At 45.5% G+C, this 11604-nt stretch carries 8 protein-coding genes and 2 pseudogenes; 3 read left to right on the top strand and 7 right to left on the bottom strand.

Features of this window, described 5'->3' with window-relative positions:
- Positions 1–446, top strand: a pseudogene (locus KIV40_RS21730) (hypothetical protein); the annotation flags it as partial.
- Between the two features lie 4 nt (positions 447–450).
- Complete coding sequence (locus KIV40_RS21725; RefSeq protein ID WP_285351272.1) at positions 451–2097, top strand: BatD family protein; 1647 nt, start codon at positions 451–453, stop codon at positions 2095–2097.
- An 82-nt stretch (positions 2098–2179) separates the two neighbouring features.
- On the opposite strand, the gene KIV40_RS21720 is transcribed toward KIV40_RS21725, so the two are convergent.
- The 5 genes from KIV40_RS21720 to KIV40_RS21700 all read right to left on the bottom strand — a co-directional run bounded on the left by KIV40_RS21720 (position 2180) and on the right by KIV40_RS21700 (position 8169).
- Complete coding sequence (locus KIV40_RS21720) at positions 2180–4246, bottom strand: GGDEF domain-containing protein (RefSeq protein ID WP_285351271.1); 2067 nt, start codon at positions 4244–4246, stop codon at positions 2180–2182.
- Between the two features lie 374 nt (positions 4247–4620).
- Positions 4621–5370 (bottom strand): phosphate ABC transporter ATP-binding protein PstB, encoded by a 750-nt coding sequence (pstB, locus tag KIV40_RS21715; protein WP_285351270.1) that lies wholly within the window; start codon positions 5368–5370, stop codon positions 4621–4623.
- Between the two features lie 60 nt (positions 5371–5430).
- Entirely contained in the window at positions 5431–6294 is an 864-nt protein-coding gene (gene pstA / locus KIV40_RS21710) for a phosphate ABC transporter permease PstA (RefSeq protein ID WP_005441059.1), read from the bottom strand.
- Positions 6295–6316: 22 nt separating this feature from the next.
- Complete coding sequence (gene pstC / locus KIV40_RS21705) at positions 6317–7249, bottom strand: phosphate ABC transporter permease subunit PstC (RefSeq protein ID WP_009704934.1); 933 nt, start codon at positions 7247–7249, stop codon at positions 6317–6319.
- A 98-nt stretch (positions 7250–7347) separates the two neighbouring features.
- Entirely contained in the window at positions 7348–8169 is an 822-nt protein-coding gene (locus KIV40_RS21700) for a phosphate ABC transporter substrate-binding protein (RefSeq protein ID WP_011999394.1), read from the bottom strand.
- A 333-nt stretch (positions 8170–8502) separates the two neighbouring features.
- On the opposite strand from KIV40_RS21700, the gene KIV40_RS21695 reads away from it, so the two are divergent.
- The gene (locus tag KIV40_RS21695; protein WP_285351268.1) at positions 8503–10146 is read left to right on the top strand and encodes a methyl-accepting chemotaxis protein; all 1644 of its coding nucleotides are present in this window, start codon (positions 8503–8505) and stop codon (positions 10144–10146) included.
- 102 nt (positions 10147–10248) lie between these two features.
- Here KIV40_RS21695 and KIV40_RS21690 read toward each other — a convergent pair whose 3' ends face one another.
- Together KIV40_RS21690 and KIV40_RS21685 are read right to left on the bottom strand one after the other, a co-directional pair.
- Positions 10249–10821, bottom strand: a complete 573-nt coding sequence (locus KIV40_RS21690) for a DUF1566 domain-containing protein (protein ID WP_285351267.1) — start codon at positions 10819–10821, stop codon at positions 10249–10251.
- Between the two features lies 1 nt (position 10822).
- Positions 10823–11461 (bottom strand): annotated as a pseudogene (locus tag KIV40_RS21685) (DUF1566 domain-containing protein); the annotation flags it as partial.
- Positions 11462–11604 lie beyond the last annotated feature (143 nt).

Below are 11604 nucleotides of genomic sequence, written 5' to 3'. Positions count from 1 at the left end.
AACAGCAGCAACAGCAGCAACAGCAGCAACAGCAGCAACAGCAGCAACAGCAGCAACAGCAGCAACAGCAGCAACAGCAGCAACAGCAGCAACAGCAGCAACAGCAGCAACAGCAGCAACCAAAGTCTCAGACTGATGCTAAACAAGAGCAAGGACAGCAGTCACAAAATCAGCAAGATACTGAAAATAAAAAAGAAGATGAGAAACCCGAGCAAAAAGCTAAGCAGAAAAAGACCGAACAAGAAGTAGAAAAGCAAGGTGAACAACAAAAAGGTGAACCTACACAGGCGCAAACTCAACCAGAAAAAACGCCTCAGGATGATCCTGAATTCCGCCGCCTTGAGGCGGTAGAAAGCGCACGTGACCCTAGCTTCTTGATTCGAGCTCAAATGCAACTTCAAGCGCAACAAAAACAGCGTCCACAACAATCAAATAAGGAGTGGTAAGTCCATGATGAAAAAAGGCGCCAAACTGGTCTTTGTTCTAATGGCCAGCCTACTGACCAACTTTTCGGTTTTCGCACAAAGCCTTCAAGCCAGTGTAAACAAAACTCAGGTGGCGAAGAACGAAGTGATCAACTTAAGGATCATGGCAGATACCGAGCTTGGCTCAGACGCGATTGATTTCGATGTATTGAAACAAGACTTTTTTTTAGGGCAGCCTCGTTACGGTCGTTCAAGCAATAACATTAATGGCCACAAAACCGTTCGAACGGAATGGAGCATCTCGATTGCACCGATGAAAGAAGGCGTCGTCACCATTCCGAGCTTTTCTGCAGACGGTATGAAGACCGAGCCAATTAAGTTACGAGTAACCAAAAACCAAGCAAAACCTAGCCTAGAAGATTTGTTTAGCTTCGATATGAGTGTCGATAGCCACACTTTGTATCCACAGCAGTCAGCGACACTTCGCATGCAACTGGCGATAAAAGTCGATCCTCGTCGCTTAGATAATCCGCAAATCGTGCCGCCAAGCATTGAAGGAATGAAAATTGAGCCAGCCAGTGACATGAAGCAAGGCCAGCGCATCATTGATGGGCTTGAAGTTACGGTTGTAGAGCAAGCTTTCAACATCACAGCTGAAAAGCCGGGATCTTACACACTGGTGGGCCCTCGTTTGACTGGTTCTTACATCTACGGCGACAGCCTAACTGGTTCTACCAAGGTCATGCCAATCAATACCAAAGCAGAGCAAATGCCGATTACTGTGAAGCCTATTCCGAAGGATTTTAAAGGTAACTGGCTACCAGCTTCCGCACTGGAAATGACACAAAGCTGGCAAGATGAGCAAGGTAATCCACTATCAGCAACTACAGTTAACACTGTAAAACAGGGCACATCGATCACACGTACGATCCGCATCCGAGCTCGCGGAACTCAGGCAGAATATTTACCTCGCATTGGTATCGTCTACCCTAGTACTTTGCGTGTTTATCCAGAGCAACCTCAGTTTGAAACCTCCCGCGATGGAACGGTAACCATGACAGTCAAACAGGTATTAATTCCGACTGAAGCTGGCGATCTTACCCTGCCGGGTTACAGCCTAAATTGGTGGGACAGTAACCGTGACCAAGCAAGACAAGCGGATATCACATCGCTGAAGCTTAATGTCGAGAAAAGCGATAGTGGCTTAATCACGCTGCCAGAAAGTGCGTTACCAGCACAACCAGCGACAACGTCTGCCCCTGTGGTTCAAGGTGGTGTGGATTCTATCTGGAAAACGCTGACATTCGTATTTGGTTTGCTGTGGCTTGTCTCATCAGCGATTGCGTTTGGGCTTTGGAAAAAACGTGGAGCGCCAAAGGCAGAAAAAGTTGAGACGTCGACTCACGGCTCATCATTGCAAGATCTAGAAAACATCATCAAACAAGGTGACAGCGTCAAGATTGAAAGAGCAGTTAACGACTACTTAAACACTCACCACCTCAGCAATGAGTCTGAAGCAGTGAAAGCAGTAAAAGAAGAACTGAATGTGATGAACCACTCTCGCTTTAGTTCAACGCAACAGGAATGGAAACCTAACTCTCTGATCGCCAAGGTCAAACAACTGGCTAAAGAGAAAAAAAGCAAACCTAGCCACCAGCTAGAAAAGCTCTAGTGAGTTCTTTAAATACTAAGACGACAAATGGCAGCTCACATCGAGCTGCCATTTTATTTCAGTCTTATTCGTGCGTGCTTGCTTAGGCCACAATTTGGTCTGTTGCCTCAAACATGCGCACGCAGTTTCGACCGCTATTTTTGGCTTGGTAAAGGGCTTTATCCGAAAGCTGATAGAGGTGGTCAAAATTGAAGTATTTTCCTTGCGCCTGATAGCAAGAATAGCCAACCGACACCGTCAGCAATTCGCCTTCTGGATTATGACGATGCTTGATACCCTCTTCCTCAATACAACGACGAATGCACTCTGCACGTAATCGAACTTCTTCTTGGCTCGATCCAATCATCAACAAGACAAACTCTTCCCCGCCAATGCGACAAAAGACTTCGTCTTCATCTTTAGTATGGTGCTCGAGGATATTACCAATACGCATCAACGCAATATCGCCCTCTAAATGCCCGTAATGATTGTTAAACAAGCCAAAGTGATCAATGTCGATAAGAATCAAGCCAAAAGACATGAGCTCATCATGCTCGAGGTAACAGTACTTCTGCATCACATGCTCCAGCATACGGCGGTTACCTAAGCGCGTTAATGGGTCGAGTTTGGATAAAATCTCCAGTTGTCGATTCGCTTCTTGCAGTTCCTTGGTTCGGTTCTTAACTTCGAGCTCTAAGTTTTCGTTCAACTCTCGGATGGCCTCTTGCGCTTGTGTACGTTGAAGAACTTCAGCCAAGCTGGAGGCAAACATTCGAATCACTTCACGCAGTTGAGAAGTGAGAGGAGCACGAGTCAAAAGGTTATCAACAGCGATAAAGGCAATGGGGCCACTGCTGTTCGAGGTCAGCACCGTCATTGCCGCCCAGCCAAAGCCCGCAATTTTACAGTCATGATAGATAGGAACCGATTCCTCAAAAGCAACTTCGTTTGGCATCGATCGGGCTAAGTTAATCAAAGAGAAGTCTTGGGTTTCACCAAAAAAGTAAGATTCGTCAACCACGTTACCTTGGATGTCGGTTCCCCAAGTGCCTTGCATATAAGAGCAATTTTCATCGGTTAAGAACACTGCCATTCGGTCGATGCCTAAATTCTTAATCGCAAATGTGACGGCGGATTTGCACACATCACTTACCGTGGTACAGCGTGATAACTCAACCATACTGGAATGAAGCATACGTACATTTTGTTCTTGGCGTTTGCGGATGAAGATCTGTGAAAATAAAGAGCCAAAGGATTCCAACATCTGTTTTTGGTAAGCGGTAATCGGCTTACGGTGAATAAAGTTATCCAAGGCAAACCAGCCAAAAGGTTCATTACCGTCGCGCAAGATCAACATCGCATTCCACCCCTGCCCGACGACTTTGCCCGCGGTATAAATGGGTGCATCATCGACGATAACCAAGTTACGTTCCGGGCTCGAAAGGGTCGCAATGTACTCTTCACTTAATTGATGTAAATCGTACTGAGTGTGGAACTCGTCAATCGTGCTGCCCGACTCGTTAGTTCCATAAGTACCGCTGAAGCTACGTTTTTTCATATCGAGCAACATCAGAGTTGAACGATCAAAGCCCAATCGCTCGCGCAGTGCTTCCACCGCTTTTAAATAGAGATCTTTTAGGGAGTCAGGATTAGAGATATCCAGCGCGACTTGCTGCACCAGTTTCATGTTCTCGATAAAACGCTCACGTTGCCCTAGCTCATCCACGTACTGAGCTTCACGCACGTCACGGTGCTTCATTTCAAGGGAAGCGTTCTTTTCTGCACGAATACATTGCCAGCGAGCCGCTGACAGTTGCATTGCATCGTAACTTTCTTCATAGATGTTGTGGGCGGAGCGAGCTTGAACGTTTTGGATAAGTAGGTAGGTACGTTTAATTGGCGTGTTGTCGAGCATCATAATGTAGCTCTCGCCCCCCAAATCTTGGGCATGGTTCCAGTTACATGTATTGATAGCCAAGGGAATGATGCCCTCTGAGGTATCAAACTGGCTTGCCCATTCCCAAAAGGCTTGCGGATATTCTTGAATAGGGAACAGATCGCCTCGTGAGAACCTTACCGAGCCAGACGAGTTCGTTAACGGGTCATCAAAAATAGCAATGGCACCTGGAGAAAAGTGCTGCTCTAGATGTTTGAATATGGCCTCCGCCAATAATCTGTGGTCTCTCGTGGAAGAAACCGTCCTCGTAAAACTTTTTAAACTCACCTGGCCAACCTAATCTACTTTTTTATTTTCAACAAAAAACTACTTAGCTGGTGATATGCAATCAATGGAATCCAAGTTGAGCTGTTAAGTCTTTCGCAAAAAATATGGACTTAATTTCACATTCGAGAACCTTTCAACATTTTTAGACAGATGTTTCATCAGAATTACATACTGCAAATATCGGCGCAAAAATGATTCATGATGAAGATTATTAATGTTGAGAAAACAATCAACCTAACAATGAAAAAAAGCCCCTCATCAAGAGGGGCAAGAGTACCATCGCTTATAGTTATTTGTGTATATGCCAATAAATAGGTTGATTAACCGAAGTCACCGTTTACATAACCTTGAGTACGGTCGTCTTTTGGTTCGCTAAAGATCACCTGTGTGTCATCGTGCTCAACCAATTCGCCCATTAGGAAAAACGCGGTGCGGTCTGAGATACGACGCGCTTGCTGCATTGAGTGCGTTACGATAACGATGGTGTAGTTCTTCTTCAGCTCTTCCATCAGTTCTTCGATTTTGTGCGTCGCAATTGGGTCAAGTGCCGATGTTGGTTCATCCATCAGAATCACATCTGGTTCCATCGCAATGGTACGTGCGATACAAAGACGCTGCTGCTGACCACCAGAAAGACCAAATGCGTGTGACTTAAGACGGTCTTTTACTTCGTCCCAAAGTGCTGCACCGCGAAGTGAACTTTCAACCACTTCATCAATGTGTTTCTTATCTTTGATACCTTGAGCGCGCAGACCGTAAGCCACGTTCTCGTAAATGCTCATTGGGAATGGGTTTGGCTTCTGGAATACCATGCCCACCTTGATGCGAAGGTCAGCAACGTCGATGTTACTGTAAATATCTTCGCCATCCATTGACAGCTTACCCGTGATCTTTACGCCTTCGATTAGATCATTCATGCGGTTCAAACAACGTAGTAGTGTTGATTTACCACAACCAGAAGGACCGATAAGCGCCGTCACTTGGCGAACAGGAATTGGCAGGTTGATCGATTTCAGTGCTTGGTTTTCACCGTAGAATAGGTCTAGGTTTTCAATATCAAACTTGTTCATTTTCTTAATCTCTTAAATCTTGAATTCGTGTCTTTTAACGTGCGTTCTTAATTCGTTTCGTTAGTAAGTTGCGGTGTTAAAACGTCGTGCAATCAGTTTTGTGAACATGTTGATCAATAGAACAACAACAATCAGAACTGTCGCGGTACCGTAAGCCTGATTCCATTCTTCAATGGTAAACAGTTCGGTAGTCAGTTTGTATAGGTGAACGGTTAATGTACGACCTGAATCCAATAGAGAATCCGGAATACGTGCAACCATACCTGCTGTCAGGAATACTGGAGCAGACTCACCAATGACACGACCAATACTTAGAATGACCGAGGTTAAGATACCTGGCATTGCGCTCGGGAGAATCAAACGCCAGATAGTGTAAATCTTAGATGCACCTAGGCCGTAAGAGCCTTCACGGTACGTTTGTGGTACTGCCATCAACGCTTCTTCCGTGGTGCGGATGATAACTGGCAGGATTAGGATACTTAGCGTCAATGCACCCGACAGAATCGAGAAGCCAAGGCCAAGAATCGCCACGAAGAAAGTCATGCCGAACAGGCCGAAGATGATCGACGGGATACCCGCCAATGACTCGGTACAGAATCGGATGATTTTCACCAAACGACTGCCCACTTTCGCGTATTCGGTCAAGTAGATTGCCGTCATGATACCGAGTGGCGCAGCCACTGCGATAGATGCGATAACCATGTAAATTGTCGCCACAATCATTGGGAAGATACCGTGCTCTTCACCTGTGCGCGTGTAGTTATCAGTAATGAAGTTCCAATCTACGTGTTGTAGACCATTTGATAGGATGTACCAGATAATCCAGAACAAGAAACCTACCGTCAGTGCTGCCGAGATCCAGACAAATGCGTTAAAGACATTATCTTTGAACTGGCGTGCTTTTTTCAGTTTTGCGCGATCCATAATAGTCACCTTTAACGAGCGATTACTTCGCTTTTTCTCGGTTTAGGTACAGTAGTACAGCGTTCAACGACATGATGAAGACCAGAAGTACTACACCTGTAGCGTAAAGTGCGTTCGCGTGAACACCACTTGCGTAAGACATTTCAATAGCGATGTTTGCGGTTAGCGTACGTGCCGAATCAAGGATGCCTTCAGGCATTGCCGGCGCGTTACCCATTACCATGATGATCGCCATGGTCTCACCCAAAGCACGACCGATACCCAGAATCACACCTGTCATGATGCCTGAGCGAGCCGCTGGAACGAGCAATTTAAAGATGGTGTAGATTTTCGATGCGCCCAGTGCCAAAGAACCTTCTTTGTAAGTACGAGGAACCGCGCGGATAGACGTTTCAGAAACCGTAATTACCGTTGGTAGAATCATCACACCAAGAACAATGATACCGGCCAGGATAGTGTTACCGGCTGGTACATCAAATACGTTCTGAATCAATGGAACGATAATAACCAGACCGAAGAAACCGTAAACCACCGAAGGGATACCGGCTAGCAACTCAACCGCTGGGCGGATGATGTCAGCCAAACGCTTTGGTGCGATTTCAGCGATGAAGATAGCGGTCAAGACACCAACTGGAACACCGACTAAAACAGCGCCTGCTGTCGAAACGATAGAAGCAACAATCATGGTTGCAACACCGTAAAGTGCTGGTGGTAGCCAGTTTTGGCCTAGAACGATGCCCGAGACGCCCGCTTCTTGGAATGCTGGGATACTCTCTCGAACGATGAAGTATGCGATAACTGCTAATGATACGATGCCGATTACAGCACTCGTTAGGAACAAGCCGTGGAAGATGCGCTCTTTCCAGTCAACGCGGCGTTTTTCGCGTAGGCCTGGCTTGCTGATCGCTTTAGCGTCAGTAGTCATAAGCTTTTCACTATTTGTTGCGATGGTCATAAAAATCTCACGGTTCTTGGCAATGGCGTCGAACACAATGGATAGAAAAGGCTCAGCCCGAAATGGTGGGCTGAGCAAACTTTAGAGTCCCGATGGGATTAGTGAACTGAGATGTAACCTTTTTGGTCAACTAGCGCTTGCGCTTCTTCAGTTAGCATCCAGTCTAGGAATTTTTGAGTTTCAGCTGATGGCTTGCCTTCTTTGTAAAGAACAAGGAATGGACGAGCAACTTTGTAAGAACCGTTTTTCACGTTGTCTACAGAAGCTTGGATACCATCAATTGGAAGTGCGTTTACAGAGCCATCAACTGTACCTAGAGAGATGTAGCCGATTGCGTATGGGTTAGAAGCAACCATTGTCTTCAGTGCGCCGTTACCGTTAGCAACTTGAGCACGTTGAGAGATTGCCGATACTTTCTTACCAGAAATTTTCATTTTTAGCTTCATGATGTCTTCGAATGCACCACGAGTACCAGAAGCCGTATCACGAGTGATTGCAACGATTGGCTTGTCTGCACCGCCAACGTCTTTCCAGTTTGTTACTTCACCTTTGTAGATTGCAGTAACTTGCTCAGCTGTTAGGCCATTAAGCTTGTTTTGTGGGTTTACAACAACTGCGATACCGTCTAGAGCAACTGCTTCTTCTTTTAGCGCTGGCTCTTTTTCAGAATCTTTTAGGTTTCGAGAAGACATACCTAGGTCAGCAGAGCCGTTCTTCGCTGCTTTAACACCTGCAGATGAACCAGGGCCTTGAACTTCGATAAATACGTTCGGGTTTGTCTTCATGTATGTTTCAGAGAAAACTTCCATCAGTGGAGTTACGCTGCTAGAACCCACTGCAGAGATAGTTTCTTTAGCAGAAACAGGAGTCACTGCCATTGCGCCTAGAAGTGCGATTGCACCGATTACTGTCTTTTTCATCACAATTTCCTTTAAGTGGCTTTATTGCCGTTGTGTTTCACTTGAACGGTGCTCACTTTAGAATCCAAATATGACAGTTGTGTTTCACTTAGTTGAAGCCTCTATGACATGTTGTCATTTCCGCTTAATAAATCAGCAATCAAACTTTATTTACTTTTGAGCTCAAAACACTTTGCAATGTTTTGCTAATAACAAAATGCCAACCACATCACTTTTAATATATTTCATAACAAATAATCATCGTTAAATTATTGATATATCAAGCTTACTAATTGGAATCGACTGGCTTTATTTACAAAAATGATAATAGTTATAATCTTTAGAGGGTCAATCATGCGTCAATTACTTAGCACGCTGTCTATTAAGTCACAGGTTTTCGTGCCCGTGCTTTTCACTGTCATACTGCTCATCGTTGGTTTGAGCATAGGCATAGGAAAGTTAGAGAAAGCATTCGACAAAGTGACGGTTTCTACCAATAACCTTATCGTGCATAAAGAAGAGCTGGGCTCTATCGTAGACAACACCTACGCGATGCGCATTAAGGCGATTTATAGTCTATTCAGGGCGGAAGATGTCAAAACACTGAACCAAGAACTGCAACAACGCCAAACAACAAACCGAGAGTTTCTTAATTCTATCGATAAAATTGAAGGTATTCAGGCTGAAGTAAACGCCATGCGCGACGCCATGAATCACTACGTCGATTTTACTCGTGTCACCATGACGCCACTTCTTAATACCAAGCATTCTTCTGATTACACCACTTCCGATTTTGACCGAGAGTATGAAACCGCGATGGGTCAATACCGCCTTGCCGGTGAAGCGATGATTAACGCTATCGACAACTTGTCTAAAAAGCTCAACCAAATCGTTACCGATGAAGTCGAGGAAAATGGCATTCTTCACTCTGATACCCTGACCTATAGCACGGTATCTCTAGTGGTTATTCTCTCTATTGCCTCTTTGATCAGTTGGCTGCTAGCGAGCTACATTGTTGCTCCAATCCGCAACCTACAACAAACCATGCAAGAAGTAGCAAAAGGTAACTTGTTGGTCGAAGCAGACGAAGTGGGCAAAAACGAAGTCTCACAACTGGCGCATGACGTAAACCAAACCATCCACCAACTTCGTGGTACGGTCGATTCTCTGGTTCGAATCAGTGAAGATGTCGCTTCAGCATCGACAGAGCTGGCAACCGTGATGACGCAAAGCAGTGCGAACTCGGATCAAGAGAAGCAAGAAGTTGAACAAGTCGCGTCTGCGATTAACCAACTTGAATCCACAGCGGCAGAAGTTTCAAGTAATGCACAACAAGCAGATAGTGCGTCGAATGAAGCAAGCAAACTGACGTCTCAAAGCTTGAGTATGTTTGAAGAAAGCACACGTGCGAGCGCAAAAATGGCTGACCAGCTGAATGAAGCAGCGCATGTAGTGACGTCGCTTAAAGATCAGTCCGAGCAGATTGGAAAAGTGATCGAAGTTATTGAGAGCATCTCTGAACAAACCAATCTACTTGCATTGAACGCGGCAATTGAAGCGGCACGAGCAGGTGAAAGTGGTCGAGGTTTTGCCGTGGTAGCTGACGAAGTTCGTATGCTGGCGGCGAGAACTCAAGAGTCGACCAAAGAGATCCAGACCATCATTGAAGAGCTACAACAACAGTCTGGTCACGCAAACGAAAGCATGCATTCAAGCTTAGCCATGTTAGAAGACAACCAAACGCTTGCTTCAGAAGTAAGTCGTTCACTGAGTGACATCAACAGCGCAATTTCAGATTTGAATGCAATCAACACCCAAGTTGCAACCGCTTCTGAAGAACAAAAGCAAGTAACGTCAGACATCAACAACAATCTGAGCACCATCTATGAATTGGTGAGTCAGAACGTCACTGGTATCACTCAATCCGCCGCAGCGGCGCAAGAGCTGTCTGGCTTAGCAGAAAACCAAAAGCATCAGCTTAAGCAGTTCCAAGTTTAAATACTCTGCTCAACACGATAAGTTCCAAAGGTTAGAAATGAAGAAAGCTCCGCACTGGCGGAGCTTTTTAATATCTGGATTAGAGAAAATCCAACGGGGTGATTATTCTTCGTAAGTGACCAGTAGAACAGAGAAAGTGTTCGTCGGCTCTAGTGGGTTCCAGTTGTAAACCTCACCATTCACTGAATCAAACACCATGACATTTGACCCATCACCGTTTGGAGTGTTACTCCAGATGTAACCTGCATAGTCACCCGCTTCTAGCGTGTAACCACTTGCAAATGCAGTGCCGTTCATCGCAGGGCTATGGCAAGCACGTTCCGTCAACGCGACCAACTCTTTAACGTTTGGTAAGCGCCAATTCTTTTTGCCCGCGAAGTCATGCAAAACATGGTTACCTGATTCATTGCGGATTTGCTCAGCGGTTGATAGCGCTAACTGCCATGACATCTTAGTCGCAGCGCCGTCACATGCTTCATTTGCCGCATTCCACGTTGAGCCAACAGGGCAACGCATCCACGTTAGGCCCGTTTTTAAGTCAGTTACCGTCCCAGCATCAGAGTAGGTGTAACGAGTGTTAGGCGCTGTTTTTCCAAAATCAGCTGAACATTCTTGTGCCGCCATGGCTGCTTGAGAAGCTAGAACAAGAGATAACGCGGTGATTAGTTTCTTCATCTTATTGGCCCTTTACTGCTACTAGACGGATTGGGAATTGGAATGATGCGCCTGCGTTACGCTCCACTTTGTCAGAATAAATCTCAACAAAGCTGACGTAACCACGGTCAGCGCCTTTCGCTGCAACGACTGCAAATTGAAGCGCACCTTCGTAGTTAGCAGTAGAGTAATTATTAAATGTGAAATCACTCAGCCAAATAGCACCGGATTCAATATCAGGGCTGCCCTTACCCTGTTGAGGGAAGTAAGCTGTCGTCATACCATAGACATTGCCGTCGGCATCTTTCTCTGTCTCACCTAAGTCGAGAACATCGTAGAACTCTTGGTATGTTGGTAGGCGCCAGTCACTAATGCCACATAGTGATTGCTTGTTTATATGTTCAACATATTGGCTTGTTGAACAGATGCCATCAGCAGCATCCACACAACCAACGACTTCAAGATCTTCGTAATACGGTTTGAATGTTGCTGACTCATACACGAATGTACGATCTTTAAATTGAACCGAGCTCGCATCCGCACTCTTGTTTTCCCAAACAAGACCAGTACGCTCGTCCATAGTACAAGCCCACTCAGTCGCATCTGCAGCTAAAGCAGCACCTTGTGAATCTAGCTTAACGAACTTAAAGCCTGCGCCTGTCCTGTCTCTTTATCCCAAATCTAAGGGTCAAAAGACATTGCGAGTTCGTAGCCCTCAAGGATGGTTTGTAGTTTAAACCATCCTTCCCAAAGCACCTTTATTGAAGCTCTACCCGTCCTTTTGGTATCTTTCCAACCGCCTAA

Source organism: Vibrio sp. D173a, assembly GCF_030248475.1.
This window is presented reverse-complemented; position numbering and strand designations above follow the sequence as displayed.